General features: G+C 41.3%; 27 protein-coding genes. 19 read left to right on the top strand and 8 right to left on the bottom strand.

The annotated features are described in order from the left end of the window. The first annotated feature begins 189 nt into the window (after nucleotides 1-189). The 3 genes from QJ048_RS04295 (at nucleotide 190) to QJ048_RS04285 (ending at nucleotide 3,452) form a co-directional block, all read left to right on the top strand. Nucleotides 190-1,305: a Fic family protein gene (locus tag QJ048_RS04295; RefSeq protein ID WP_282333093.1), complete on the top strand. Its 1,116-nt coding sequence runs from the start codon at nucleotides 190-192 to the stop codon at nucleotides 1,303-1,305. 77 nt (nucleotides 1,306-1,382) lie between these two features. Then, nucleotides 1,383-2,201 carry a sterol desaturase family protein gene (locus QJ048_RS04290; protein WP_282333092.1) on the top strand — a complete coding sequence of 273 codons (819 nt, stop codon included), beginning with the start codon at nucleotides 1,383-1,385 and terminating at the stop codon, nucleotides 2,199-2,201. Nucleotides 2,202-2,354: 153 nt separating this feature from the next. Continuing rightward, complete coding sequence (locus QJ048_RS04285) at nucleotides 2,355-3,452, top strand: serine hydrolase domain-containing protein (RefSeq protein WP_282333091.1); 1,098 nt, start codon at nucleotides 2,355-2,357, stop codon at nucleotides 3,450-3,452. A 100-nt stretch (nucleotides 3,453-3,552) separates the two neighbouring features. On the opposite strand, the gene QJ048_RS04280 is transcribed toward QJ048_RS04285, so the two are convergent. Continuing rightward, entirely contained in the window at nucleotides 3,553-4,257 is a 705-nt protein-coding gene (locus tag QJ048_RS04280; RefSeq protein WP_282333090.1) for a DNA-formamidopyrimidine glycosylase family protein, read from the bottom strand. Between the two features lie 181 nt (nucleotides 4,258-4,438). Here QJ048_RS04280 and QJ048_RS04275 point away from each other — a divergent pair, with 181 nt between their 5' ends. Then, nucleotides 4,439-5,236 (top strand): TIGR00266 family protein, encoded by a 798-nt coding sequence (locus tag QJ048_RS04275; RefSeq protein ID WP_345774530.1) that lies wholly within the window; start codon nucleotides 4,439-4,441, stop codon nucleotides 5,234-5,236. 102 nt (nucleotides 5,237-5,338) lie between these two features. Here the strand turns inward: QJ048_RS04275 and QJ048_RS04270 are convergent, their stop codons facing one another. Continuing rightward, nucleotides 5,339-5,791, bottom strand: a complete 453-nt coding sequence (locus tag QJ048_RS04270) for a viral A-type inclusion protein (RefSeq protein WP_282333089.1) — start codon at nucleotides 5,789-5,791, stop codon at nucleotides 5,339-5,341. Between the two features lie 167 nt (nucleotides 5,792-5,958). Here QJ048_RS04270 and bcp point away from each other — a divergent pair, with 167 nt between their 5' ends. The 4 genes from bcp (at nucleotide 5,959) to QJ048_RS04250 (ending at nucleotide 10,097) form a co-directional block, all read left to right on the top strand. After that, complete coding sequence (gene bcp / locus QJ048_RS04265) at nucleotides 5,959-6,423, top strand: thioredoxin-dependent thiol peroxidase (RefSeq protein ID WP_282333088.1); 465 nt, start codon at nucleotides 5,959-5,961, stop codon at nucleotides 6,421-6,423. Between the two features lie 178 nt (nucleotides 6,424-6,601). Beyond that, complete coding sequence (locus QJ048_RS04260; protein ID WP_282333087.1) at nucleotides 6,602-8,446, top strand: 2-oxoacid:acceptor oxidoreductase subunit alpha; 1,845 nt, start codon at nucleotides 6,602-6,604, stop codon at nucleotides 8,444-8,446. A gap of 203 nt (nucleotides 8,447-8,649) precedes the next feature. Further along, nucleotides 8,650-9,042, top strand: a complete 393-nt coding sequence (locus QJ048_RS04255; RefSeq protein WP_282333086.1) for an HIT family protein — start codon at nucleotides 8,650-8,652, stop codon at nucleotides 9,040-9,042. Between the two features lie 179 nt (nucleotides 9,043-9,221). After that, nucleotides 9,222-10,097, top strand: a complete 876-nt coding sequence (locus tag QJ048_RS04250) for a S8 family serine peptidase (protein ID WP_282333085.1) — start codon at nucleotides 9,222-9,224, stop codon at nucleotides 10,095-10,097. A 74-nt stretch (nucleotides 10,098-10,171) separates the two neighbouring features. Here the strand turns inward: QJ048_RS04250 and ruvC are convergent, their stop codons facing one another. Further along, nucleotides 10,172-10,738 carry a crossover junction endodeoxyribonuclease RuvC gene (gene ruvC / locus QJ048_RS04245; protein ID WP_282333084.1) on the bottom strand — a complete coding sequence of 189 codons (567 nt, stop codon included), beginning with the start codon at nucleotides 10,736-10,738 and terminating at the stop codon, nucleotides 10,172-10,174. 158 nt (nucleotides 10,739-10,896) lie between these two features. On the opposite strand from ruvC, the gene QJ048_RS04240 reads away from it, so the two are divergent. From QJ048_RS04240 to QJ048_RS04220, 5 genes are all read left to right on the top strand, one after another. Continuing rightward, nucleotides 10,897-11,769, top strand: a complete 873-nt coding sequence (locus tag QJ048_RS04240; protein ID WP_282333083.1) for a lysylphosphatidylglycerol synthase transmembrane domain-containing protein — start codon at nucleotides 10,897-10,899, stop codon at nucleotides 11,767-11,769. Between the two features lie 26 nt (nucleotides 11,770-11,795). After that, entirely contained in the window at nucleotides 11,796-12,596 is an 801-nt protein-coding gene (locus QJ048_RS04235) for a DUF3108 domain-containing protein (protein WP_282333082.1), read from the top strand. 228 nt (nucleotides 12,597-12,824) lie between these two features. After that, the gene (gene pheT / locus QJ048_RS04230) at nucleotides 12,825-15,248 is read left to right on the top strand and encodes a phenylalanine--tRNA ligase subunit beta (RefSeq protein WP_282333081.1); all 2,424 of its coding nucleotides are present in this window, start codon (nucleotides 12,825-12,827) and stop codon (nucleotides 15,246-15,248) included. Nucleotides 15,249-15,393: 145 nt separating this feature from the next. Then, nucleotides 15,394-15,681, top strand: coding sequence for a hypothetical protein (locus tag QJ048_RS04225; protein WP_282333080.1), 288 nt, complete (start codon nucleotides 15,394-15,396; stop codon nucleotides 15,679-15,681). Between the two features lie 74 nt (nucleotides 15,682-15,755). After that, complete coding sequence (locus tag QJ048_RS04220) at nucleotides 15,756-16,046, top strand: cell division protein ZapA (protein ID WP_217790125.1); 291 nt, start codon at nucleotides 15,756-15,758, stop codon at nucleotides 16,044-16,046. 101 nt (nucleotides 16,047-16,147) lie between these two features. On the opposite strand, the gene QJ048_RS04215 is transcribed toward QJ048_RS04220, so the two are convergent. Continuing rightward, nucleotides 16,148-16,525: a YraN family protein gene (locus QJ048_RS04215; protein WP_282333079.1), complete on the bottom strand. Its 378-nt coding sequence runs from the start codon at nucleotides 16,523-16,525 to the stop codon at nucleotides 16,148-16,150. A gap of 40 nt (nucleotides 16,526-16,565) precedes the next feature. Here QJ048_RS04215 and manA point away from each other — a divergent pair, with 40 nt between their 5' ends. Both manA and QJ048_RS04205 read left to right on the top strand, forming a co-directional pair. Further along, nucleotides 16,566-17,777, top strand: a complete 1,212-nt coding sequence (gene manA / locus QJ048_RS04210; protein WP_282333078.1) for a mannose-6-phosphate isomerase, class I — start codon at nucleotides 16,566-16,568, stop codon at nucleotides 17,775-17,777. A gap of 181 nt (nucleotides 17,778-17,958) precedes the next feature. Next, nucleotides 17,959-18,528: a DUF6580 family putative transport protein gene (locus QJ048_RS04205; RefSeq protein WP_282333077.1), complete on the top strand. Its 570-nt coding sequence runs from the start codon at nucleotides 17,959-17,961 to the stop codon at nucleotides 18,526-18,528. Nucleotides 18,529-18,625: 97 nt separating this feature from the next. On the opposite strand, the gene QJ048_RS04200 is transcribed toward QJ048_RS04205, so the two are convergent. The 3 genes from QJ048_RS04200 to QJ048_RS04190 form a co-directional block, all read right to left on the bottom strand. Further along, a complete protein-coding gene (locus tag QJ048_RS04200; RefSeq protein ID WP_282333076.1) occupies nucleotides 18,626-19,063 on the bottom strand; it encodes a DUF1801 domain-containing protein in 438 nt (145 codons plus the stop codon). 87 nt (nucleotides 19,064-19,150) lie between these two features. Next, on the bottom strand, nucleotides 19,151-19,624 hold the full coding sequence (gene rnhA / locus QJ048_RS04195) for a ribonuclease HI (RefSeq protein WP_282333075.1): 474 nt from the start codon (nucleotides 19,622-19,624) through the stop codon (nucleotides 19,151-19,153). A 119-nt stretch (nucleotides 19,625-19,743) separates the two neighbouring features. Beyond that, nucleotides 19,744-21,372, bottom strand: a complete 1,629-nt coding sequence (locus QJ048_RS04190) for an acyl-CoA carboxylase subunit beta (protein ID WP_282333074.1) — start codon at nucleotides 21,370-21,372, stop codon at nucleotides 19,744-19,746. A 210-nt stretch (nucleotides 21,373-21,582) separates the two neighbouring features. Between QJ048_RS04190 and QJ048_RS04185 the strand changes: the two genes are divergently transcribed. Then, on the top strand, nucleotides 21,583-22,665 hold the full coding sequence (locus QJ048_RS04185; RefSeq protein ID WP_282333073.1) for a DUF3810 domain-containing protein: 1,083 nt from the start codon (nucleotides 21,583-21,585) through the stop codon (nucleotides 22,663-22,665). A 71-nt stretch (nucleotides 22,666-22,736) separates the two neighbouring features. Here QJ048_RS04185 and dcd read toward each other — a convergent pair whose 3' ends face one another. Further along, complete coding sequence (gene dcd / locus QJ048_RS04180) at nucleotides 22,737-23,273, bottom strand: dCTP deaminase (protein ID WP_282333072.1); 537 nt, start codon at nucleotides 23,271-23,273, stop codon at nucleotides 22,737-22,739. A 63-nt stretch (nucleotides 23,274-23,336) separates the two neighbouring features. Between dcd and QJ048_RS04175 the strand changes: the two genes are divergently transcribed. From QJ048_RS04175 to QJ048_RS04165, 3 genes are all read left to right on the top strand, one after another. Continuing rightward, nucleotides 23,337-23,975, top strand: a complete 639-nt coding sequence (locus QJ048_RS04175) for a 4'-phosphopantetheinyl transferase family protein (RefSeq protein WP_282333071.1) — start codon at nucleotides 23,337-23,339, stop codon at nucleotides 23,973-23,975. A 158-nt stretch (nucleotides 23,976-24,133) separates the two neighbouring features. Further along, nucleotides 24,134-25,189, top strand: a complete 1,056-nt coding sequence (locus QJ048_RS04170; RefSeq protein ID WP_282333070.1) for a sensor histidine kinase — start codon at nucleotides 24,134-24,136, stop codon at nucleotides 25,187-25,189. Then, the gene (locus QJ048_RS04165; protein ID WP_282333069.1) at nucleotides 25,186-25,899 is read left to right on the top strand and encodes a LytR/AlgR family response regulator transcription factor; all 714 of its coding nucleotides are present in this window, start codon (nucleotides 25,186-25,188) and stop codon (nucleotides 25,897-25,899) included. The genes QJ048_RS04170 and QJ048_RS04165 overlap by 4 nt, the downstream gene beginning before the upstream one ends. Nucleotides 25,900-25,994 lie beyond the last annotated feature (95 nt).

The raw sequence follows: 25,994 nt of genomic DNA, 5'->3' as shown, positions 1-25,994 counted from the left end.
ACGTTGTTGGTTGTTAGTTGATAGTTGTTAGGCTAAAAGTGCGGCTTTGCAACTAACGGCTAGCAACCTTTTTTAATGCCCTGCGGAGAAGTATGATTTAATCTCCGCAATATTTGCAGCGAATAGTTCAGATAATCTCCGCATAATTTGCGGAGATTAAGTTGTATATTTACCGCAAACCTTCGGAAAATGGCAGTTTACATCTATCAAAAAAAAGATTGGCCGGCATTTTACTGGGACGAGAAAGTGATCGGCCCTTTGCTTGCGTCTGTGCGATACAGGCAGGGAATATTGTTGGGTAAAATGTCAGGATTCGGCTTTAAACTGCAAAAAGAGGCAACGTTAGACGTCCTTACCCTGGAGGTCATAAAGTCAAGTGAAATTGAGGGGGAAGTATTAGATGCCGAACAAGTTCGGTCATCCATAGCCAGACGTTTGGGAATGGATATAGCCGGATTAGTTCCTTCAGATAGAAATGTGGAAGGCGTAGTGGATATGATGATGGATGCAATTGAGAAATTCAACCAGCCCTTAACTGACGAAAGACTTTTCGGATGGCATGCTGCCCTGTTTCCTACCGGTTACAGTGGTATACACAAAATAGTTGTGGCAGGATGGCGAGACAACTCTGATGCGGACCCAATGCAGGTTGTATCGGGCGCCTCGGGTAGGGAAATTGTACATTTTCAGGCACCGGCTTCTTCCGCATTGGAAATAGAAATGAAGCTTTTTCTAGAATGGTTCAATACAAACTGGCAAAACGATCCGATATTAAAAGCAGCCGTTGCACATCTTTGGTTTGTGACCATACACCCTTTTGACGATGGTAATGGGCGCATAGCGAGAGCAATAACAGATATGTTGCTGGCAAAGGCAGATGAAAGCGCTCAGCGATTTTACAGTATGTCGGCTCAAATAAGGATCGATAGAAAAGAATATTACGATGTGCTGGAAAAAACGCAAAAAGATTCATTAGACATCACTGATTGGCTCGAATGGTTTCTACAGTGCCTTGATCGTGCATTAAAGGCGACGAACGAAACACTTAAAAAAGTAGTACAGAAAGCAAAATTCTGGGACCAATTTTCGAATGTCTCTTTGAACGAACGTCAATGCTTAATGGTCAATAAACTGCTGGATGGATTTGAAGGCAAACTGAATACTTCAAAGTGGTCAAAAATCGCCAAATGCTCCCAGGATACTGCGATGAGAGATATACAGGATCTGATCACAAAAGGGATATTGATCAAGGATGCATCCGGCGGCAGAAGTACAAGTTATTCCCTTACTTCAAATGAAGATTGATTCCGCTCAAATAGTTATTAAATCTGATTGATGATCGGGTGGCAAATTGTAACTTACAAGTAAAGATTCTTGCTTGCATGGACAAATTCATCGTATACTGGGAGCATATTCCCTCAGCCCATCGTATCCTCATTTTGTTGGGGGGAATGATCTTCTTTTGGCTGCTTGAAGGTTACTATCCTTTGTTTCGTTTTTCTTTTAAACGATACAAGCACGCTGGTGTAAATCTTATCTTTTTACTCACCACAATGATACTAAACCTGGTATTCGGGCTTGTTACCATTCGCGTATGCGATGCCGTTACAGTACACAAGTTTGGCCTCATTCATTGGCTGCATTTGCCTGTTTGGGCGGTGATTGTTGTTTGCTTCCTGATCGGAGATTTGTTTGGCCAATATATACCGCACTGGCTTATGCACCATGTAAAGTGGATGTGGAAATTTCACATGGTCCATCATAGCGATACCAAAGTGGATGTTACCACCGGCACACGGCATCACCCTGGCGAGTGGTTGTTCCGTGAGTTTTTTATGATCATTGGAATTGTTGTAATGGGCATGCCTATCTGGATGTATTTTCTTTACAGAAGCTGCGCCGCATTATTCACGCATTTCAATCATGCAAACATTATAGTACCGGCGTGGATCGACAAACCCATAAGCTGGATTTTTGTTTCACCTAATATGCATAAAGTACACCACCATTACAGGCGGCCTTACACCGATACTAACTATAGCAACATCTTTTCATTGTGGGACAGAGTTTTCGGTACTTTCGCTTACACCGACCCGTCTACACTTCGCTATGGCCTTGATGTATTGGATGATGAAACGGATGAAAAGCTTATTTACCAGTTGAAGCTGCCCTTTAATAAGAATATTAAAACTGACTATTAATGCGGTCCAATGCCTAACGTTTAACGCCTACTTCCGCTCTCTGCGGTCAGCGTTAGGCCTTCTGCCTTATGCTTTGTGGCATTTGCTTTTTATCCTCCGCTTGTTTAATTTGGCTCTGCCGTTCACTGTTCTATACCCGGTGAAGACACACTTATGACTAAAAGAATTCTGCCCTTATTTTTCTTATTTGGCTTTTTATCCACAATGGCGCAAGAGATGGCACCGGTCGCCGATTCTATAAGAAAAAGCCGTTTTGTACCGTCTCTTACTTATGCTGTAATGAGCTCCGACAGCGTCATAGAAATGGCGGCTGTTGGCGTTAAAAAACTTCGCACACACGATACGGTCACTGTTAAGAGTCGCTATCATCTGGGAAACAACACAACAGGATTAACCGCTTATATAGCTGCACAATTAGTGGCAAAAGGAAAAATAATGTGGAACACAAAATTGGCGGTTCTTTTCCCCGATATTATGAAAGGGGCGAGGCCGGAATACAAGGACATCACGCTGGCAGATATACTTTCACAAAGAGCAGGATTAATTTCTTTTAACACGGTTGACGAAATCCGGAAAATGCCGGCGTTGAGAGGAAAAGATGGCCCAGCACAACGTAAAGATTTTTTAGAATGGATCACACGCCAACGAGGGCTGGCCGATTCGGAAGGTAAAAAACCCGTTAGATATACCAATGCCGGAAGTATTGTTGCTGCTGCGATGCTTGAAAAAGTTAGCGACAAACCATACAAAGAGTTAATGGAAGAGTATGTGAACAAACCTTTGGACATAAATGTAAAATTCAGGTTTCCCAACAGAAACGATATTAAAGATACCTGGGGACATGCGAACATTGCGGGTGTGTTTCAGGGAGTACCTCCGGATGACTGGTGGGGGCTGTTAATTACTCCCGGTTTAGAACCTATAGATGCTAACCTGTCAATAGAAGACTACGCAAAATTTGCCATCGATAATCTCCGAGGATTAGAGAACAAAAAAGCGCTTATGCCTCAACGTGCTTACCAATTGCTACAGTATGCCTATCCTGATTATTCTATGGGTTGGGGAAATTTAGAAGTAGATGGTAATCATATTGCGGAAAGCGATGGTACACTCACTACATTTTTTGTACATATAGAAGTACATAAAGAAAAGGACCTTGCAATAGTTGTTTTTTGCAATGCCGGAAACAATGCAGCGAAGGGAGCGGCGCTGAACCTTGCCAGAGAGCTTCGCCTACACTACATGAAGTAAGTCAAGAATAAAAAAGTCGAAAGTCAAAAACTTTGAGTGTTACATTCTTGAAAAGGAGTTACATTCAAAGTTTTTGACTTAATACCTCACCTGGCACATCTCACAATAAAACGTCCTGCGGTGTGTTTTGCCTAAATGTTTTTTTATGAATGGAACATGATCGCGGGCAAATCTTTTTAGTATGGGCGAGCCAATGTGTTTTAAGTACAAATGCTTTTTTCCATTCTAAAAATTGAAAACAATAAACCCTTGCTTCTTTAATAAGTTCAGAAAGTTTTTTGGGTGGCAGATTGCCTACTTTGCTTTCAGGATGCACCTTAATTCGAAACAGTACTTCGTTCTTAATAATATTTCCAACACCGGAAAAAATATGTTGGTCTAGCAGAGCATCACAAACAAGCATGTCTGGATTTGCTTTTAGTTTAGTTCTTGCTTTTGTAGGGCTCCATTCGTCACTCATTACATCGACTGACCAATCGTAAGTGTCGTTTACATCGCCTTCCACAAACTGAACGGAGCAGGTGTAGAAATTGATCTCTCCCTTTGTGAATTGAAGACCCAATCTCACCGGTGCGTCTTTTCTTTCATTGATTCTATAACTGCCAAACAGCATGAAATGTATACGTAGCGAAAACGTTTTAAAACAAATAAGAAAATGTTTCCCCCAACTCTTGAAATCAACAACCGTTTGATTAAGCATTCGTTCCTTATCGATCGTTGTATTGCCGCTTACAGCAATGATCTTTTTTCTTTTAAATGCTTGCACCTCTTCTTTCAATATCACTATGGATGGTCCTTCCGGCATGTTTGCTTTTATGTTAATACTAAAAATCCATGCCCAGGAGGTGTACGAAGTACGATGTACGAAGTTAATTCGGATGTAAGACCTCGAACACTATCATACTTCGTACACCGTACATCAAACATCCAGCGCACTTAATTCTTCTTTGTAATACCTTTAGTCTACCATTTAAACTTTACAAAACATGGCTATTAGCAATCATGAAATTGATTATCGCATTTACGGAGAAGAAATGCAATATGTAGAAATAGAACTTGACCCGGGTGAAACTGCCATCGGCGAAAGTGGCGCTTTTATGATGATGGAAGATGGCATTCAAATGCAAACCATTTTCGGCGACGGCTCACAACAACAGGGAAGTGGTTTGCTTGGCAAACTTTTTTCTGCGGGTAAAAGAATGCTTGTAGGTGAAAGCTTGTTTATGACGGCTTTTACAAACGTTGGCATGGGCAAAAAGCATGTGAGTTTTGCTTCGCCGTACCCCGGAAAAATTATTCCACTCGATCTGAAACAATTGGGTAATAAGGTTATTGCTCAGAAAGATGCCTTTTTGTGTGCAGCGAAAGGAGTGAGCATCAGCATTGAATTCCAGCGTAAACTCGGTACCGGCATATTTGGTGGTGAAGGCTTTATTATGGAAAAACTGGAAGGTGATGGAATGGCTTTTGTTCATGCCGGCGGTCACGTGTTTGAGCGCACGCTTCAACCGGGCGAATTGCTGAGACTTGATACCGGTTGTCTGGTGGCGTACACACAGGGCATCGATTTCGACATTCAATTTGTAGGCGGTATAAAAAATACATTGTTTGGTGGTGAAGGTCTTTTCTTCGCAACTCTTCGCGGCCCGGGAAAAGTGTGGATACAAACGCTGCCAATCAGCAGGCTCGCAAGCCGCGTTCTCAGTTATGGTACAACGACCAGGAAAGAAGAAGGTAGCATACTCGGCGGGTTGGGAAATATGCTTGATGGAGACGGTTGGTAGTGGGAAGATGTACGATGTGTGAGGTACGGTGTGCGATATACGAAATACTTTAAGGTGTTACACTCTAAGAAATTTCGTACATCGTACTCCGTACATTGCTTCCTATTTCTTAAACAACGAATCCGCCTTTTTTAAACTCCCTAAAATCATTTGTCTCACGTCGTTCACTTTATTTTTCTCTGATTCTAAATATTCCACTCTTTTTGACTTGTCATTTGCAAAGGAATCGGGACTGAATTTCTCCATCCACTCATTCATGCTGCTATCTGCATTGTTTAACGCTTGTTGAACAGCCAATACGTTTTGCTTATAAGCCTCTTGCAGCTTCTGGTTCGGCAATTTTGAAATGCTGTCGAGTGCATGCTGCGACTGCGACTGGTATCCCTTGATTTTTCCCATAGCCGCCATTCCAATATCATGACCTTTCATCACTTCTTCATACAAAGAATCTTCCTTTGTTGTAGGAGCTTGGGAAAATCCATCTTTGCGTTGCTCAGTATTGTTGCCGCAGGCAAATAATACTACGGGCATTGCAAAAAATATTAGACGTTTCATGGTGATTGTATTTCTTGCAATTTAGTTATTAGTTGTTAGGCTGGGGATCGATCCTTCTTCTTTTTCAAAGATCATTGTTGCTCTTTTTAAAATGAATTCAAAAACAAAATCTTCTCAATTCATGACAATCATGAAAATCTGCGTTCCGTTCTCGTTAATTTTGCGCCATGACGCATCTACAAGAAGAGGATAAAGCTCCCGCATTTTCAGGAGTTGATCAGGACGGTAAAAAAGTTTCGCTTTCAGATTTTAAAGGCAAAAAAGTGGTATTGTATTTTTATCCGCAGGATCTCACGCCTACCTGCACCGTACAATCATGCAATCTTCGTGACAATTACGGCCTGTTAAAACAAAAAGGCTTTGAGGTCATCGGCGTAAGTCCGGACGACGAAAAATCGCACATAAAATTCAGGGAGAAACATCAGCTTCCTTTTACGCTGATTGCGGATACAGGTCGCGCAATCATTGACAAATATGGCGTATGGGGTGAAAAACAATTGTATGGCCGTAAATATATGGGACTTCACCGCACAACTTTTGTAATCGACGAGAAGGGCAAGATCGAAAAGATCTTTTTGAGACCGAAGAATAAGCAGCATGCCGAGGAGATTATTGCAGCGCTGGGGAAATAGTTGTTTGTTGTTAGCTATTAGGCTTTAAAGTGCTAGTTGTTAATATTTTATAAAAAATGCTTATTTACAAGGCCTGGCAACCAACAACTATCAGCTAATAACTTTTTTTATCGCTTTGCGCAAGCCCATTCCTCCCTTCGCGTCCCTTTCTTATGTAAATTTGCAAAAATTTTGAAACGTGAGCCGTAAAGAAGAATTATTACAGGACGTAGTGATAAAGTTCGCAGGAGACAGTGGAGACGGGATGCAGTTGACAGGAACGCAGTTTACCAACAATACGGCCCTGATGGGAATTGACTTGGCAACATTCCCAGATTTTCCAGCCGAGATACGTGCACCACAAGGTACGTTACCTGGTGTGAGCGGGTACCAGTTGCGCTTTTCGAGCGACCGTGTATTTACGCCGGGCGATGAGTGTGACGTGCTGGTGGCAATGAATGCCGCAGCCCTGAAAGCAAATCTTAAGAGCCTGAAGAAGGGCGGAAAAATAATCGTAAATACCGATGGTTTTGATGCAAAGAACTTGCGTCTTGCCAATTATCCCGACGGTGTAAATCCTATCAACGACGACAGCCTTAGCAGTTATGAGGTTATAAAAATGGATGTAACCAAAATGACCCGTGAAGCGCTTAAGGAATATGAACTTGGTACGAAAGAAAAGGACCGTGCAAAGAACATGTTTGTACTTGGATTCCTTTACTGGATGTACAACCGCGACATGGAAAGTTCCATTAAATTCCTTGAAGATAAGTTCGGTAAAAAGGAAGTTATCCTGAACAGTAACATTAAAGCATTGCAGGCAGGGTTTAACTTCGGTGATACTACAGAAACGTTCACCACTACTTATCGTGTGGAAAAGGCTAAGATGCAAGCGGGTACATATCGCTCCATTATGGGCAACCAGGCGGTGGCGATGGGTTTGATCGCTGCTTCGCAAAAAAGCGGGTTGCCTTTATTTATAGGTACATACCCCATCACACCGGCTTCAGATATTTTGCATGAATTGAGCCGTCATAAATCATTTGGCGTTCGCACGTTCCAGGCAGAAGATGAGATTGCCGGTATCACCTCCGCAATCGGTGCGGCTTATGGCGGTTCTTTGGGCGTTACCACCACTTCGGGTCCGGGTATGGCGCTTAAAACAGAAGCAATGGGATTGGCGGTGATGCTGGAGATTCCTTTGCTGATTGTAAATATTCAACGCGGAGGCCCTTCTACAGGCTTGCCAACAAAAACAGAACAGAGTGATTTGCTGCAGGCGTATTACGGACGCAACGGCGAATGCCCGATGCCCGTGATTTCTGCTTCTACCCCGAGCGACTGTTTTGCGACTGTTTACGAAGCGGTAAGAATTGCGGTGCAACACATGACGCCGGTTATTTTCCTAAGCGATGGTTATATAGCCAACGGTGCCGAGCCGTGGAAGTTTCCAAAGGCGGAAGACCTGCAGGAAATAAAAGTGAAGTTCAAAACAGAGCTTGGTCACGAGGAAGAAAAATTCCAACCATATCTGCGTGATGAAAAACTAGTGCGTCCATGGGCCATTCCGGGAACAGCAGGTTTGGAGCACCGCATCGGAGGTTTGGAAAAACAAAATATTACAGGCAACGTAAGCTACGATCCTGAGAACCACCAGCTGATGGTGAAGATTCGTCAGGAAAAAGTAGATAAAATAGCAGACTATATTCCTGATCAGCAATTAGACAGCGGCCCTGAAAAAGGTAAGGTGTTGGTGCTTGGCTGGGGTTCTACTTATGGTGCCATTAAAAGTGCCGTATCAGAAATTCAAGCCGAGGGTCATGCAGTGAGTCATGCGCATATTAAGTACCTGCGTCCGTTCCCGAAAAACCTTGGTGATCTTATCAAGAAGTTTGATAAGGTATTGATTCCCGAAATCAACAATGGTCAGCTAATAAAGATCATTCGCGAACAATTCTTAATAGACGCCAAAGGTTACAACAAGATCATGGGTGTTCCAATTACAAAAGGCGAATTGGTAGAAGCGATTAAGGGATTGTTGTAGGTCGTGAATGGTTAATCGAAAGGTGAATAGGTCTCTAAGATTTGACCATTCAAAAAATAAAACAAAGAGCTTGTCATCAAAAAGTGGCAAGCTCTTTTCATTACTGGTCGAATACAATTTTCAAACTTCGAAAATAAACACCCATTCACGATTGACGATTCACCATTCACGATTAATTTTGAATAACACTCAACGACATCACCATGACGATCTTTTCAAAAATAATAGCCGGCGAAATTCCTTCTTATAAAATTGCAGAGAATGACAAGTTCTATGCGTTCCTCGATATTTTCCCATTGGTAGAAGGTCACACGCTTGTTGTACCAAAAGTAGAAACAGATAAGTTTTTTGATGTGGCGGATGAGTACATGAGCGAATACCTTGTTTTCGCAAAACGCATTGCACACGCCATTGAAAAAGCTGTTCCCTGTAATCGCATAGGCGTAAGCGTTGTAGGCCTTGAAGTGCCGCACGCCCACATGCATCTCATTCCCATCAACAGCGCAAACGATATGAATTTTGCAAATGCAAAATTGAAATTATCACCGGAAGAGTTCAAGAAGATTCAAGATCGGATAATCAAGGAACTGCGATAGAAGATTTTCCTGCCAAAACATGTTGCCGCATTTAATAGGGGCCTTTAATCAAACGTTCCAACTAATGATTAAAGGCATTATTGTTTCGTAAAAAGACTAAAGTGCGGCACTGACTTTTTACTATAGGTGTTTCTAATGAACTTTACATTTTTCTTGGCAAACAAGACAAACTTATTCATATGAAACAGGTATTTTCATTTTTTATTTTGGCATTTGCTATGCTGCAGGCTCATTCACAAACCCGTGTTGGCCTTTGGGAACCCTACTTCAATGGCAATATTCAAGCCTCTGTTTTCTTTAATGGTACAGTACTCGAAAAAAATACACATGCGGCTGACGAGCATGGCATGGCAGTAGTATACACCCTTACCAAAGGAATGAACAAATACTCGTTGTATCATGCCGGATTTACACCGCTTACTGCTCAACTAAAACAGGCCGGAATATTGAATATGACGGTGGCTCAGCGTAAAGAACATTTAAACGAAGAATATCGCTACTATAAAACATTTGCCTTGGAAACAGTAAAATGGTTCCGCAAGCAAAAGGTAAAAGTAGTGAACATGAGTTTTGGAACATCCGCTTCTATTTTTGCAGAGAATAATTTGAATCTTGGAAACACACCGGAAGAGCGATTCCTGGCAGCGAAGCAGTGGATGCAAGAATTCAAAAAATCGTTTGAGCGGGCATTTGCATCCGCTCCTGAAATATTATTTGTCGTAGCCGCTGGAAACGATGAAGAAGACATGGAAGAGAGCTTTGATGTACCAGGTCTTGCAAAACTTCCTAATGTGCTATGTGTTGGTGCATTAAGTAAAGATGGAAAGCGCATCATCAGCAATAGAGGCAAAGCAGTAGATATTTATGTTCCTGCAGAAGATGTTGAATGGATCGACAGCAATGGTGATAAACATATTGATACAGGAACTTCTTTGGCTGTTCCGGTTGTGGTAAAGCAAGCTGTGACGTTGCTTCAAAAAGATTCGAAACTAATATCCGAAGCGATAAAAAAGAAGTTGATCGAGGCAAATACTCACTCACAACCAATGCCCTAAATTTAACTAAAAGCCCAGCTGACAGCGTGAGACAATCAAAGTATTAAACTCTAACGAATTTTGTGCACATCTCCCTACATGATCTTAATTCTATCCGCATTTTGTTTAATAAAATCTTCCCAACCCTTCACTTTCTTTGCGTTCGCCATGAGTGGATTGGAAGTTTGATAGTGATGACAAATAGCAACAGCGAGTGCATCTGTAGCGTCAAAAAACTTAGGCTTATCCTCAATGCTGACAATACGCTGTACCATTTTCCAAACCTGTTCTTTATCGGCATTACCGTTTCCAGTAACGGATTGCTTTACTTTTTTGGGAGAATATTCGCAAACCTCAAGACCAGCCTGCATAGCGGCCGCGATGGCTACACCTTGCGCACGTCCGAGTTTGAGCATGCTCTGTACGTTTTTACCATAAAAGGGCGCCTCAATTGCAAAAGAAGTCGGCTTGTGCTGAACAATAATTTCTGCAACTTTGCGGTGAATCATTTCGAGGCGGTAATACATGTTTTTCTTGCTGCTCAAAGAAAGAACATCCATCTCCACAAGGCGGATAGTGTTACCGGTAACATGTATTATGCCATATCCCATTACCAGAGTACCAGGATCTATGCCTAAAATTATTTTCGGAACCTTTTGCAAATAGGAGTTTATTTTTGAAAAGAATGTCGATATACAGCAACAAAAATATCAAAAAGTTTGTCAATTATTTTTTAGGACCCGTACTCTTTGTATGGTTGTCGTATTCTTTATATCGACAGATTAAAAACCAACCAGATCTTGGACTCGCATTACACAACATGAAACTCTCCTTAACAGGTAGTGACTCATGGAAACTTTACATGTTGCTTTTCTTCACTTTTGTCAATTGGGGAATAGAGGCAAGGAAGTGGCAGATACTAATGCTCACGCTTGAAAAAACAACGTGGTGGCGTGCATTGAAAGCTTCATTATCCGGCGTGGCATTTGCCATCAACACACCAAACAGAATTGGCGAATATGGAGGAAGGGTTTTGTATGTAAAGGAAGGGCATCGCATCCAGGCTGTTTCACTCGCCGTTGCCGGAAGTTTCAGTCAATTGATCATTACATTCATGATGGGCTGTTTTGGACTTGTTTACTTTTTAAACTTTATGCCGCACAATATATCAAACGTTCGGCCGTCTTATCTGGTTTGGATAAAAATTACTTTAGCAGGTGGATCGGTCGTAACGGTATTATGTTTGCTATTATACTTTCGTTTGTCGTGGTTAATAAAATCGATAGAAAAAATACCTCGCATAGGTAAGTGGATTCATCAAATCGCTATCTTAGAAGAGCTGGGTGTTACGAGATTGTTAAGAGTTTTTGCTTTATCATTCATCCGTTATTGCGTATTCATCTTTCAATATATATTGATACTGCAATTGATGGATGTTGAAATGGACAGCGTGCAAATTGCATGGACAGTGAGCGTTATGTTTTTGATATTGGCGCTGATTCCGACTATAGCATTGGCAGAAGTTGGTGTTCGCGGTCAGCTGAGCATACAGTTGTTTGGATTGTTTACCACAAATAATGTGGGTGTAATTGCGGGAACAATTGGTATTTGGTTCATTAACCTGGTAGTTCCGGCGATAGTGGGCAGTTTATTAATTTTAGGAATCAAAATATATTCAGGCAAAGATCAATAGCCTGGGTTCAAATAAAAAAACGGCAGATGCGTAAATTTTTTTTAATTGCTCTGATAACCTTATTTGTTTTACCTCTTACTAATGCGCTCAATGCGGGTGATGATTTTTGTGGACTGAAGAATACAGCCTTTAATACCGGCGAATATTTAAACTATAAAGTGTACTATACGCTTGGCGTATATGTGGCCGCAGGTGAAGCGAACTTTAATGTGTCCCTTGAAAAACTTAATAATAAACCGGTTTATCATGTTGTAGGAGATGGGTCAACATACAGCTTTTACGACAACTTTTTTAAAGTACGCGACAGGTACGAAAGTTATGTAGATACGGCAACGCTGCAACCTTTAAAATTCATACGGAACATAAATGAAGGTGGTTATAAGAAATACGAAAATGTAACCTTTAATAAAACGGCGAACACCGCAGTTACCAATAACGGAGTGTTTAAAGTGCCGGCATGTATACAGGATGTGATCAGCGCCATTTATTATGCCCGCAATATAGATTTCAACAAATACAAGCCGGAAGATAAAATTCCTTTCAGTATGTTTCTCGACAACGAGGTGTACAACCTGTACATTCGTTATTTAGGAAAGGAAAAAATAAAAACAAAATACGGCACCTTCAATGCCATCAAATTCAAGCCACTTCTCATCAAAGGCACAATATTCGAAGGCGGTGAAAAAATGAATGTTTGGGTAAGCGATGATGGCAACCATATTCCTCTCCGCGTAGAAAGTCCCATCAGCGTGGGAAGCATAAAAGTGGACATGATGGGCTACCGGAATTTGAGATATCCGTTGTCTTCGATGATTAGCCTGAAATAATAACTGAATAACTGATTAACTGAATAACTGAGGCTTCCAGCGCGACTTTGCGTTCAAGTCTTAATTATTCAATTATTCAGTGATTTGGTAATTGCCACATTTAATTTAATTGTGCTTTTTAGCGCCAGGTCGACCCAAAACGCTCCTTTCAGTTATTCAGTTAATCAGTTATTCAGTTATTCCTCTCTCTTTCCGTATTTTTGAGCCCTCGAAAAAGAGAATACTACGATGACGATAAGTTATAAATGGCTGAGTGAATATTTACCGGTATCATTGGATCCCGAAAGATTGTCTAAGATCCTCACTTCCATAGGACTAGAAGTGGAAAGTCTGGAAAAATACGAGTCTGTAAAAGGTGGCCTTGACGGCCTCGTAATAGGCGAAGTTTTGGAATGCGAGCAGCATCCAAACGCCGATAAACTAAAAGTTACCAAAGTAAACATAGGAAGCGGCGACCCGTTGCAGGTCGTTTGCGGAGCTCCAAATGTGGCTGCGGGCCAAAAAGTAGTGGTGGCAACCGTTGGCACAACTATTTATCCTTCGACAGGCGATCCGCTGACTATGAAAGTGGCGAAGATACGCGGAGTGGAAAGCTTCGGGATGATCTGCGCAGAGGATGAAGTGGGCATGGGACAGAGCCACGCTGGAATCATGGTATTGCCAGCAAATGTAAAAGTGGGAATGCCAGCCGCTGAATATTTCCAACCTTATACAGATTTCGTTTACGAAATAGGCCTTACACCAAACAGAATGGACGCGATGAGTCATTTGGGTGTTGCCAGAGATGTATGTGCATACTTAACGCACCACGACAAAGGGGGACTACGAGTAAAAGCCCCATCTGTAAATGCTTTTAAAGTAGAAAATCACAATCTGCCGATCGCTGTAACAATCGAAAACCCCACAGCTTGCCAGCGTTATGCAGGAGTAAGCATTTCGGGTGTTACAATCAAAGAATCTCCAAAGTGGCTGAAAGATAAATTGCAGGCAATCGGTTTACGACCAATCAATAACATTGTTGACATTACAAACTTTGTATTGCATGAAACTGGTCAACCTTTGCACGCTTTTGATGCAGACGCGGTGGCCGGCAAAAAAGTAATTGTAAAAAATCTGCCACAGGATACAGTTTTTGTAACGCTGGATGAGAAAGAAAGAAAATTAAGCAGCGAGGACCTGATGATCTGCAATGATACAGAACCAATGTGCATTGCAGGCGTATTCGGTGGTTTGAAAAGCGGTGTAAAAGACACAACTACAAATATTTTCCTTGAAAGTGCATGGTTCAATCCAACGAGCATTCGTAAAACATCTTTCCGTCACGGCTTGCGTACAGACGCGGCTACACGTTTTGAAAAAGGTGTAGACATCTCAGCGACCGTAAACGTTTTGAAAAGAGCAGCTTTGCTGATCAAAGAAATTGCGGGAGGTGAAATTTCGTCTGACCTTGTTGATGTTTACCCACAACCAAAGGATAAGACGGTTGTTTCCATTAAATATCATTACCTGAGGAGATTGAGTGGTAAAACTTACCATAGCGACACAGTTAAAAAAATATTGGAAGCGCTGGGCTTTGAGGTGGTGAAAGATGGCATTGACGAGCTTTTCCTTTGCGTGCCTTACAGCAAACCAGATATTTCCATTCCGGCAGATATCGTAGAGGAAATTTTGCGCATTGATGGATTAGACAACGTAACCATTCCGCACTCAATCCTCATCAGCCCTGCTGTAGAAGCGGACCGCGTAAAAGAATCTTTCAGAATGAAAGTGGCAAATTACCTGGTGGGACAAGGTTTCAGCGAGATCATGACGAACTCCATCACGAACAGCAACTATTATTCTGAAGACGTTTTGCAACACACCGTAAAACTGATGAATAACCTGAGCGTTGAATTGGATATTATGCGCCCCGCTATGTTGGAAACAGGGTTGGAAAGCGTTGCACACAACATCAACAGGAAAAACAATAACCTGAACTTTTTTGAGTTCGGTAAAACATATTCTACTTCAGGCGTTGGTCACTACGAAGAGCAGGAGCATCTTACCTTGTTCATCAGCGGTAATGCAAGCGAAGATAGCTGGAAGCAGAAAGCAGTAAAATCTGACATCTACAGGTTGAAAGGTATTGCGGCCGCTATCTTAAAATTGGCAGGCATTGATGATGCTAGCTTTGAGGCGTTGAATAATGGAAAAATCGAAGGTCTTTCTGCAAAAGTAAATACCAAACACCTGCTTTCATTGGGAACGATAGCAAAGAAAACACGCGAAAGATTTGATATTAAGCAAGAGGTATTGTTTGCAGACTTTGATTGGAAATTGTTGCGTGAAACAGTAGCTAAGAAGAGAACCTCTTTCACAGAGTTGCCAAAACAGTTACCAGTGCAGCGTGACCTTGCAATCATTGTGGATAAGTCATTGCCATTTGAAGCTGTGGAAAAAGCTGTGAAAAATGCGAAAGCTTCCAAATTGCAAAACGTTAGTTTGTTTGATATATTTGAAAGCGATAAGCTAGGCACAAATAAAAAATCAATGGCTGTAAGTTTCAGTTTCCTTGACGAAGAAAAAACACTTACCGATAAGGAAATCGACAGCATGATGAGCAAGATCATGGCATCTGTCGAGAAAGAACTGCAGGCAGAGATTAGAAAATAGAGAAAGTTGTTAGTTGATGGTTATTAGTTGTTGGACTTTAAGTGTCATATACAACAATGGTATCAAAACGCTTTTAGTGTTAGCACATAATGTCTAACAACTAATAACCATCAACTAACAACTGTTCTTCAACTCTTACCAAACTATGGAACCACTACAGGAACACATCAGGCGCATACAAGAAAAACTTCAGCAATTGGTGAAGCAGTACAGCGCATTGCAAAAAGAAAATGAAAAACTTTCATTGCAATTGAGCCTGTTAAAGGAAAAAGAGAATATTCAATACCAGCAAATAGGTGAGCTCAACCAGCAGGTGTCGCTTTTAAAAGCGGCCAAAAGCGGCATGAGCGAAGAAGATAAAAAAGACTTCGAAAAACGCATTAATCAATACCTTAAAGAAATTGATAAATGCATAGCAATGCTGCAAGAGTAGGAACTCAGACAAGAAATGCGAAGACGCACTTTCTAATTCTTAATTCCTAATTCCTAATTCTTAATTCCTCGCACATGTCAGATCAACTCATTCCCATCAACATAGTCATCGGCGACAGAACCTATCGCATTAAGATCGATACAAAAGATGAAGAAGCGGTAAGGCATACAGTAAAAATTATCAACGATAAAATTGTCGAATTCAAAACGAACTTCGCCGGTAAAGACATGCAGGATTACGTAGCCATGGTAATGGTTTGGTATGCCACGCTGCAAATTCCACAAACCAATCAGCAAATTGTAGAAGGGGAAATGCTGCAAAAATTACAATCGCTGGAAAGTGCATTGGATAAGGCATTGGAATAATCTCCGTAGAGACGCGTTGAACGCGTCTCCCGAAATACAGCGTTTCAGAAATTTGTGAGGCGTCGTTGATTGCGTGGAGACGCATTCAATGCGTCTCCACATTAAATTCTCACATTTCCCGCACCTATCCACACATCTTGTATAAAATAAAATTCAGGATCATGGGCATTAACAATGGTGATGGAAAGAATATCATGCTGCACCCATTTCCAGCCTCTATTCTTTTGTAAATAAGCATTTGCAGCAGTGGACAATCTTTTGACTTTGTCGGCAGAAACACTTTCTTCAGGCAGGCCGAAAGCCTTGCCACTTCTTGTTTTTACTTCAATAAAGTGAATAGTGTCTTTTATCGATGCGATAATGTCGATTTCATAACGGCCATGGCGCCAGTTGTGCTCTATAATCGTAAAGCCTTTTTCCTCCAAATACTTTAAGGCTAATAATTCTCCCGTTTTTCCCAGTTCATTGTGATAGGACATGGTAATTTTTTGTTTTCTTTGGTGCGCGAAAAATAACATTATGAGCACTAAAAATAACTTCTATAAGCTATCAGGAAAAATTCAACATTATCAGTGGGGCGGTTATAACTACATCCCTTCATTATTAAGTGTTGCGAACGAGAAACAACAGCCATTCGCAGAATACTGGCTGGGTGCGCATGTCAATGCTCCCGCACAATTGGAAGGAGCACAACCTTCGAAGCTGAATGAATACATAGCTGCAAATACATCGGCACTTGGCGAAAAAGTGTACAACGATTTTAAAGCGCTTCCTTATCTCCTTAAAATTTTGGATGTAAAAGATATGTTGTCCATTCAGGTGCATCCTACAAAACAAGCGGCTGTAGAAGAGTTCGCAAAAGAAAACGCAAAAGGCGTGGCCTTGAATGCGTCTAATCGTAATTATAAAGACGACAACCATAAGCCGGAGCTAATGGCGGCGCTAAGCGAGTTTTATTTGCTTCACGGATTTAAAACGCCGGAACTTATCCGCAAAACATTGTCCTCTGTTCCTGAATTATCGTTTTTGTTGCCATTCTTCGAAGGTGAGAACTATGCGAAATTGTATGAAGAAGTAATGCAAATGGATCAGCAAAAAGTAAACGAACATTTGCAGCCGTTAATTGATCGCATCGTTCCTCAATACAGAAACAATGAATTGCAAAAAGATAATCCGGATTTTTGGGCAGCACGTGCAGCGCTTACCTTCAATGAAGGAAGCAATATTGATCGTGGCATTTTCTCTGTCTATTTGTTGAACCTTGTTCACATACGACCTGGCGGCGCCATTTTCCAGGACGCAGGTATTTTGCACGCTTATCTTGAGGGGCAAAACGTGGAAATTATGGCAAATAGCGACAACGTTTTGCGTGGTGGCCTTACTCCAAAACACATCGATGTACCTGAGTTGATGAAACACGTTGCATTCAAAGAAGTTGTTCCAAATGTAATTTCCGGCTCTGCAACAGGTACAAAAGAAAAGGTATTCGTTTCCCCTGCTCCTGATTTCCAGCTCAGCACTGTGAGCCTGGAAAAGAACGAAGAATTCTCTTTACACGCTACCAGTACTGAAATTGTATTGTTGCTTTCCGGAAGCGCAGAGATCAGCAATGATGAAAAGAAAGTTATACTGAAAAAAGGAGAAGCATTTGTAACATTTGCCGGTGCGACAATAACAATAAAGGCGCTGGAAAACACCGAAATATACAGAGCATTTGTGCCGGCAGTATAATAGTCAGCTTCTTGAGAGGGAAAAGCGGGAATCTGTCAGAGGGGTTGAATGAAAGCATTTTCAAACTTTCAAATCCTCAAATTTTCAAATTGGCAAGATGATGCACGCAAATGTTATCCGCGCATTTCCTTCCGATTAACAGCCTTTTTTATTACTTTTGTTTACTTCAAGAACGATATTTATGAAATTGAATAAATCTTTAGTTTGGTCATTGATTCTAATGATTGTTATCGCCGCGGTTTACCGTGCTATCCCTGGACGTCCATGGGGTTTTACGCCACAAATTGCAATGGCACTTTTTGGCGGTGTGGTTATTAAGGATAAGAAATGGGCGCTGGCTTTGCCTTTGTTCTCTATGTTTTTATCAGATGTGTTATACCAGGTTTTGTATAACGCGGGTGTAAGTCCTATCCCTGGGTTTTACGAAGGACAAATTGCCAACTACTCATTGTTTGCATTGTTGACTTGTCTTGGTTTCTTTATGAAACGCGTGACTATTGCAAATGTTTTAGGATATTCTTTACTGGCGCCGGTTTTGTTCTTTTTATCTTCAAACTTTTTGGTTTGGATCGCGGGTGCAGGTTTGCAACGTCCGAAAACATTCAGCGGGTTGATGATGTGTTACACTGATGCGTTGCCATTTTTTAAAGGAGAAGTATTGGGAACATTGGCTTTTGGTGCTGTACTCTTTGGCAGCCATTACCTGTTAACTAAAAAGAATGTTCCTCAGCATACAGCTTTCGCTGAATAATTGTTGAGACGATATAAATAAAAAAGGGAAGCGACGCTTCCCTTTTTTGTTGCCCATAACCGTCGTATTTCGTTTTGTCGAAGACTCGGTCAGATGCTTATATCAACTTCCATTTGTGCTTTTTAACCTGCTCGTGAATATTTGCCAGAGAAGCATCTATCATTTCCTTCAATACATCCTGATTGATATCAGCTAATTTGTTTACGTACACACAACCTTTGCCTGTCTTGTGTTTGCCTAATTTTTTCAAGATTTCTTCGCGGCCCTCAAAGCCTGCACTGAGATAAAATACATGTGAAGTTTTTCTTGGAGAAAAACCCAACAGAGGTGCAGTGCCTTCGTGACCGCTTTCGTATTTATAGGCATAGCCGCCAAATCCGATAATACTAGGCCCCCACATTTTAGCTTTAAGACGGCTTTGTTTCTCAAACAATTTTACAATGCTATGTGCATCGACTCTCTTTGTTTCATCTTCAATCCGGTCAATAAAAGCCAACACACTTTCTTCGGTTTGCGTTGTTTTGTTTGTTGCCATATGAATAATTTGAAATTAGAGATTTGATATTTGGATTAATGCAAGTTCTTGAGTGTATTCACATTCAGCATTTCAAATCTCAAATGCCTACCTTCCGTTTTCTGATTCATATTCCACATCTACCAATAAATTCCTCTTATCATCAGCAGCCGTTGTTGCTAGTACATCGCAGCGATTGTTGTACGGATTGTCAGCGTGACCCTTTACCCATTTAAATCTAACCTGGTGTTTTTTGCTAATCTCATGATAACGCAACCAGAGATCGCGGTTCTTTTTGCCTCCGGCAAAATTGGTCGCGATCCATTTTTTTAGCCAGCCTTGTTCAACTGCTTTTACCACATATTGACTGTCGCTATAAATGGTGATAGGCAAACCGTCCTTTTTCAAATTTTCCAAAGCCACAATCACTGCCAGCAGTTCCATTCTGTTATTGGTTGTCAAACGGTAGCCCTGCGAAAATTCTTTTTCTGTATCCCCCCATTTCAAAATCGCTCCGTACCCGCCCGGGCCGGGGTTTCCACGTGCAGCGCCATCTGTGTATATGATCAGTTCTTTATTCAATGCAAAAAATGTTATGACGGCGAAGGTAATTAAAATGGAAAATGGAAAATTGAAAGTTGAAAATGGGAGCTTTACAATGTGTACAGGCTTTTCATTTTCAACTTTCAATTTTCAATTCCTCACACCTGGAACACACCCGTCTTCAAAGCCGGCATGTCTGCATTATGATTTGCAGCGTTCAAAGCTTCTGAAATTCTTGATCTTGTTTCCAATGGATCGATGATTTCATCTACCCATAGCCTTGCCGCTGCGTAGTAAGGCGTTGTTTGTTTTTCGTACCGGCCTTTTATTTCATTCAACAGTTTGCTTTCGGCTTCTGGTGTAATCGTTTCTCCTTTTGCTTTTAATGAGCCAACTTGTATTTGTAATAATGTTTTGGCCGCTTGCTCTCCGCCCATTACAGCGATTTTTGCATTGGGCCATGCATAGATAAATCTTGGGTCGTAGGCTTTGCCACACATTGCATAATTGCCTGCGCCAAACGAGTTTCCAATGACGATCGTGATCTTCGGAACGACAGAATTCGCGACAGCATTCACCATCTTCGCGCCATCTTTAATAATGCCGGCGTGCTCGCTGCGACTTCCCACCATAAATCCTGTTACATCCTGTAAGAAGATCAGAGGAATTTTTTTCTGATTGCAGTTTAAAATAAAACGGGCAGCTTTATCGGCACTGTCATTGTAGATCACGCCGCCAATCTGCATTTCACCTTTCGCACTTTTTATGATCTTGCGTTGATTAGCAACAATTCCTACGGCCCAGCCATCGACACGGGCGTAACCACAAACAATTGTTTTGCCGTAATCTTCTTTGTATTGTTCAAATTTAGAATCGTCAACCAATCTTTCGATAACTTCCACCACATCATACGCTTTTGCATTTCCCAACGGCATGATTTGAAAAATGTCGCCGGCATTTTTAGCGGGTTCCGTTGCTCCGATTCTGTCGAAACCCGCTGTGGGATTATGTCCCAGCTTGCTCATCAAACTTTTGATATAATCAAGGCATTCTTGTTCTGTTTTGAATTTATAATCAGCAATGCCACTGATAGCAGTATGCATGGAAGCACCGCCAAGCGTTTCTGCATTTACATCTTCGCCAATTGCAGCTTTTACGAGATAAGGCCCTGCGAGAAAAACGGAACCATTTTCTTCTACCATCAGCATTTCATCGCTCATGACAGGAAGATATGCGCCACCTGCCACACAGGCGCCCATAACCGCAGCTATTTGCGTAATGCCCATCGCACTCATTTGTGCATTGTTGCGAAAGATGCGACCAAAATGTTCTTTATCGGGAAAAATTTCATCCTGCATTGGCAAATAAACCCCTGCGCTATCAACGAGGTAAATGATGGGCAACTTGTTTTCCATCGCAATTTCCTGCAAACGCAAATTCTTCTTACCTGTAATTGGAAACCAAGCACCTGCCTTCACGGTTTGATCATTTGCAACGATCACACATTGTCTGCCGCTAACATATCCAAGGCCGCCTACAGTGCCGCCTGCCGGGCATCCTCCTTCTTCTTCATACATTTCGAAGCCGGCAAAAGATCCTATCTCTGTAAAGGGTTTGTTTTTGTCGATCAGGTAAACTATTCGTTCCCTTGCAGTTAATTTGTTTTTAGCGTGCTGTTTTTCAATTGCCTTTTTGCCACCTCCCAATGTTATTTTTTCGAAACGGTTTTTAAGCTGGCTAACGGCCAATTGCATAGCGTCTTCATTCTTATTCAGTTCAAGATTCATTGCAAGCAGATTATAATTGTAAGATAGGAAAGTAAAAAGTAAAAAATCAAAAGTCAAAATGAAAAAAGTCACCTTGCGCCGGCCCACGTTCAATCTGCCTGATGAGCATCTTACAAAGAATGGTACAATATTTTTGACGCTTCATGTATTTATCTGTTATTAACAGTTGCTTTTTTTACTTTTTACTTTTGATTTTTTACTTTTATCAACATGGGATTAAAAAGAAAAATCTGCTGGATCGTTTTGTTAACATTGGCAATCGTTATTAAGGTCATCAGTTTATTTCCTGCATTTATAGAGAAATACTATTCGCTCGGCTTTTATCCCTTCATATCAAGGATACAGCGTCTCCTTTTGGGATGGATTCCTTTTAGCGTGGGAGATATTTTTTACGGAGTGATCGCTTTGTATTTGGTGATAATGTTTGTAAGATTCATTCGCTCTGCCTTCAGGAAGGAATTAACCCGGAAGTACTTTTACAAACTTGTTTTAGATTTCGTTTATGCGTGGCTGGTAGTGTATGTTTATTTTAACCTGGCATGGGGCTTAAATTATAACCGAATAGGCATCGCAGAGCAGTTGCAAATTGAGGTGGAAACATATTCAACCGAAGACCTCTCTACACTTACAGACACGATCATTCGTCGTTTGAATGGCACGTACAATGCAAGTTTGCCAACAAGAAACGATATGCACAAAAAGCGGACGCTTTTTAAGCGTGCCTTCGAAGCGTACGACGCCACATCGAATGACTATTCCTTTCTTACTTATAAAACAAAATCGGTAAAGCCTTCTATTTACAGCTATTTCGGGGACTATTTTGGGTTCACAGGGTACTATAATCCTTTCAGTGGAGAAGCGCAGGTAAACACGACCGTTCCGCTTTTCGTGCAGCCATTTACGACCTGCCATGAAATGGGCCACCAAATGGGTTATGCCAAAGAAAACGAAGCGAATTTTGCGGGATTTCTCTCTGCAAAAGCCTCTTCGGATTCAGCATTTTTGTACTCGCTTTATTTTGATTTGTACAGCTATTGCATGCGTGATCTGTTGCGGCGCGATACAGTTGTTGGTAACCGATTGAAAAAAGAATTGTTACCGGGTGTGAAAAATGATTTTCTGGAGCTCAAAAATTTCTATCAAAAATATTCCAATCCATTCGAGCCGCTGATTACGAAGATGTATGGACAATATTTAAAAGCAAATGAACAACCTGTGGGAATGATGTCGTACAATGAGGTGGTGGGAATGGTGATTGCCTACACGAAGAAATACGGAATGCACGCACTGTAGAGACGCGTTCAACGCGTCTCTACAGTGCGTGCATTCATTATAAAAAAGACGCATTTTCATGCGTCTCTACTTTAAAATTTATTCTTCCACATCATGCTTTCAACCGGCTTGTTTGGCTGGCCGCTGTATTTCGCATTCTTTTTTTGATTGTATTTTACTGCAATCTCTCCATCTACTGGGAAGTAGATCAACTGGCCGATCGGCATTCCTTTGTAAATGCGAACCGGTTGTTTTACCGAAATCTCCAATGTCCAGTTACCGCAAAAACCAACATCCCCTTTACCCGCCGTTGCGTGGATATCAATACCCAGGCGGCCGGTTGAAGATTTTCCTTCCAGAAAAGGCACATGCGCATGCGTTTCCGTATACTCTTCCGTTACACCGAGGTAAAATACGTGCGGTTGCAGAATGAAGCCTTCCTCAGGAATCTCAAAATGTTCGATCTGGTTATGTTTGCGGGCATCCAGGACCTCGTCCTTATATTTTGCCAGCCATTTTCCAAGATGTACATCATAGGAGTTGCTACCGAGACATTCTCTGTCGTACGGGGTTATTTTGATGGTTCCTTTTTCAATTTCTTCCAGTATTCTGGTATCGGAGAGTATCATTTTTGAATGTCAGTTTTTTATTGTCAATTTGTAAGCGGCAAAGTAACCGTCATTTTTGAAATTATGCCTCTTTTTTATCAACAAATTATAGACGAAAATACCAAATTGGGTATTTGGCGAATAGAAGAGCCAGAAGACTTTTTCCTGAAAAAAGTACCGCTGAAGAAAGATGTTTCGCACCCCTACAAACGGCTGCAACACCTTGCGGGACGATATCTTTTGCCCACACTTTTCGCCGACTTCCCGCTTTCGGAAATTGAAATAGCGGATACAAGAAAGCCGTTTTTGCCCAACGAAAAATTTCACTTTTCTATATCCCACTGCGGTAATTTTGCGGCGGCAATTGTTAGCACCAAACGAAGAGTGGGTATAGATGTGGAGCTGGTGACATCACGACTGGAAAAGATTTCCTCCAAATTCCTGAACGCGAATGAGAAATCTGTACTCGATGGCTGGAGTTATTTGCCGCATGTGCATTTGCAACTTGTTGCATTGATGTGGAGCGCCAAGGAAGCCGTGTTTAAATGGTATGGAAATGGAGAAGTAGATTTCAAGCAACATATGCGTTTGAACGGCCCTATTTCCATATTGGCAAGAGATGCAGCGACACTGCCATTTGTTTTTGAAAAAGAAAAACTGATTCCGCTTACTGTGCATGGAAAATTATTTCGCCCGCTGATGATGGTTTGGGTAGCAGATTAAGTTATGAGTGGTGAGCTATGAGTAGCGGAAAATGGTTGAAAACTCATGTACGCTAAGCCATTTGATGCCAGCGGCTTTATTGCTCAGAACCCAAAACTCAGAACTCAGAACTCACTACACATTACTTATAACTCACAACTCACAACTCAAAACTTCCTGTGTTTACTCTCAAATACAAGCCCGGATTAAAGTGGTACCAGCAGCCAACGTTTGCGGTGCTGTTCCATGTAACATCATGGGTATTGATCTTTTCTATTCCATTTTTTCTTCGTCCGAATATTGAGGCGGCAACTTCGCATGTGAGCCGGATGCCGCAACCGCAAAGCGTTCAGTCGGTTTTTAGATTGCTGCTTATTGCAGTTTTTTATTTGAATGCCTATGTGCTCATTCCCTTCTTAATGCAAAGGAAAAAAATGGCTTGGTACATAATAAGTCTTGTAGGAGTATTTGCTGTCGTGCTGTTGATCATGCTGATGGTAAACCGTTATGAAGATGTTGAAAGCATTCCGTGGCGCGTGCCATTCTTTATATCTGTCTTTCCTACGTTATTTATTTTAGCGATCAGTACAACTTACCGGATCATTATTGATAATGTTAAAAATGAGCGAAACTTAAAGGAAAGACAGACGGAACATCTGAAAACTGAACTATCTTTTCTGCGTTCACAAGTGAGTCCGCATTTTATGTTCAACGTGCTGAACAGTGCTGTGTCACTTGCGAGGGTGCGATCAGCGCAACTGGAACCAACCTTAATAAAATTATCACATCTTTTGCGTTACATGTTGTACGAATCCGATGAAGATAAGGTAAGTTTGACCAAGGAACGCGAGTATCTTCAGAACTATATTGATTTACAACAACTGCGCTTTGCAGATAGTGTACACATTGAATTTGAAGGCAGCGGAAGTTTCGACAGCTATCTTATCGAACCCATGTTACTCATACCCTTTGTTGAAAATGCTTTCAAGCACGGTATTGGCTTTATAGACAAACCGGAAATTCACATTAAAATGGAAGAGAAAGCCGGGGAGCTGCACTTTGAAGTAAAAAATAAATTCAATCCGGCAAACAAGGGAAGCAACGATAAGCACTCCGGAATTGGTCTAGTAAATGTAGAACGGCGGTTGAACCTATTGTATGGAAATGAACATAAACTGACGATTAGTAATAACGATAACTGGTTTTACATTAACCTAATACTTCAATTAAGATGATGCATTGCATTGCGGTAGACGACGAAAAACTTGCTCTCGATCTGCTGGAAGATAACATTAAGCAAATACCTTTTTTAAAACTGGTAAAGCGTTGTAAGAACGCGATGGAAGCAATGGATGTGCTGAAACGTGAGAAAGTGGATCTTATGTTTCTGGATATCCAGATGGCAGGCGTTACAGGCTTTCAGCTTTTAAAAAGTTTGTCTGTAAAACCGCTCACCATTATGATCACCGCTTATGAAAACTATGCAATCGAAGGCTTCAATCTTGATGTAGTAGATTATTTGGTGAAACCTGTTTCCTTCGAAAGATTTTTAAAAGCCTGCAACAAAGCATACGATCTCTACCAGCTTCAACACAGACCGTTGTTCAACAATTCGGTCATACAACGCGATTACTTTTTTGTAAACGTAGAATACAACCAGGTAAGAATTAATAATGATGATATCGTTTTTGTAGAAGCAATGAAAGATTACATACGTATTCATTTGGCCAATACAAAACCCGTTCTTACCCGCATGAGCATGAAGGCAATGGAAGAAAAATTGCCCGTGCATCAATTTGCAAGAATACATAAATCATACATCGTTTCACTTCCGAAAATTTCTGCCATTAAGCGCGGCCTTGTTGTGGTGGCACAACATGAAATTCCATTGAGTGATAATTATAAAGCAAATCTGGAAGCGCTCCTTGGCTTGCAGCCGGAGTGACTGAATAACTGAATAACTGAACGTTTCATATCGGAAAGTCTTTTCGACTTTCAGGCACTCAGTTATTCGGTTAATCAGTTATTCAGCTATCGGCA

The organism is Pinibacter soli, from assembly GCF_029961145.1.
In the GTDB taxonomy this organism is placed as follows: Bacteria; Bacteroidota; Bacteroidia; order Chitinophagales; family Chitinophagaceae; genus Pinibacter; species Pinibacter soli.
Note: the sequence above shows the minus strand (reverse complement) of the source record. Positions and strands in the feature narration are given on the sequence as shown.

What these genes read in the sequence shown, in the direction of transcription:
- QJ048_RS04295 (WP_282333093.1), top strand. Translation starts at nt 190, where the DNA reads ATGGCAGTTTACATCTATCAAAAAAAAGATTGGCCGGCATTTTACTGG.
- QJ048_RS04290 (WP_282333092.1), top strand. Translation starts at nt 1,383, where the DNA reads ATGGACAAATTCATCGTATACTGGGAGCATATTCCCTCAGCCCATCGT.
- QJ048_RS04285 (WP_282333091.1), top strand. Translation starts at nt 2,355, where the DNA reads ATGACTAAAAGAATTCTGCCCTTATTTTTCTTATTTGGCTTTTTATCC.
- QJ048_RS04280 (WP_282333090.1), bottom strand. Translation starts at nt 4,257, where the DNA reads ATGCCGGAAGGACCATCCATAGTGATATTGAAAGAAGAGGTGCAAGCA.
- QJ048_RS04275 (WP_345774530.1), top strand. Translation starts at nt 4,439, where the DNA reads ATGGCTATTAGCAATCATGAAATTGATTATCGCATTTACGGAGAAGAA.
- QJ048_RS04270 (WP_282333089.1), bottom strand. Translation starts at nt 5,791, where the DNA reads ATGAAACGTCTAATATTTTTTGCAATGCCCGTAGTATTATTTGCCTGC.
- bcp (WP_282333088.1), top strand. Translation starts at nt 5,959, where the DNA reads ATGACGCATCTACAAGAAGAGGATAAAGCTCCCGCATTTTCAGGAGTT.
- QJ048_RS04255 (WP_282333086.1), top strand. Translation starts at nt 8,650, where the DNA reads ATGACGATCTTTTCAAAAATAATAGCCGGCGAAATTCCTTCTTATAAA.
- QJ048_RS04250 (WP_282333085.1), top strand. Translation starts at nt 9,222, where the DNA reads ATGAAACAGGTATTTTCATTTTTTATTTTGGCATTTGCTATGCTGCAG.
- QJ048_RS04240 (WP_282333083.1), top strand. Translation starts at nt 10,897, where the DNA reads ATGAAACTCTCCTTAACAGGTAGTGACTCATGGAAACTTTACATGTTG.
- QJ048_RS04235 (WP_282333082.1), top strand. Translation starts at nt 11,796, where the DNA reads ATGCGTAAATTTTTTTTAATTGCTCTGATAACCTTATTTGTTTTACCT.
- pheT (WP_282333081.1), top strand. Translation starts at nt 12,825, where the DNA reads ATGACGATAAGTTATAAATGGCTGAGTGAATATTTACCGGTATCATTG.
- QJ048_RS04225 (WP_282333080.1), top strand. Translation starts at nt 15,394, where the DNA reads ATGGAACCACTACAGGAACACATCAGGCGCATACAAGAAAAACTTCAG.
- QJ048_RS04220 (WP_217790125.1), top strand. Translation starts at nt 15,756, where the DNA reads ATGTCAGATCAACTCATTCCCATCAACATAGTCATCGGCGACAGAACC.
- QJ048_RS04215 (WP_282333079.1), bottom strand. Translation starts at nt 16,525, where the DNA reads ATGTCCTATCACAATGAACTGGGAAAAACGGGAGAATTATTAGCCTTA.
- manA (WP_282333078.1), top strand. Translation starts at nt 16,566, where the DNA reads ATGAGCACTAAAAATAACTTCTATAAGCTATCAGGAAAAATTCAACAT.
- QJ048_RS04205 (WP_282333077.1), top strand. Translation starts at nt 17,959, where the DNA reads ATGAAATTGAATAAATCTTTAGTTTGGTCATTGATTCTAATGATTGTT.
- QJ048_RS04200 (WP_282333076.1), bottom strand. Translation starts at nt 19,063, where the DNA reads ATGGCAACAAACAAAACAACGCAAACCGAAGAAAGTGTGTTGGCTTTT.
- QJ048_RS04190 (WP_282333074.1), bottom strand. Translation starts at nt 21,372, where the DNA reads ATGAATCTTGAACTGAATAAGAATGAAGACGCTATGCAATTGGCCGTT.
- QJ048_RS04185 (WP_282333073.1), top strand. Translation starts at nt 21,583, where the DNA reads ATGGGATTAAAAAGAAAAATCTGCTGGATCGTTTTGTTAACATTGGCA.
- dcd (WP_282333072.1), bottom strand. Translation starts at nt 23,273, where the DNA reads ATGATACTCTCCGATACCAGAATACTGGAAGAAATTGAAAAAGGAACC.
- QJ048_RS04175 (WP_282333071.1), top strand. Translation starts at nt 23,337, where the DNA reads ATGCCTCTTTTTTATCAACAAATTATAGACGAAAATACCAAATTGGGT.
- QJ048_RS04165 (WP_282333069.1), top strand. Translation starts at nt 25,186, where the DNA reads ATGATGCATTGCATTGCGGTAGACGACGAAAAACTTGCTCTCGATCTG.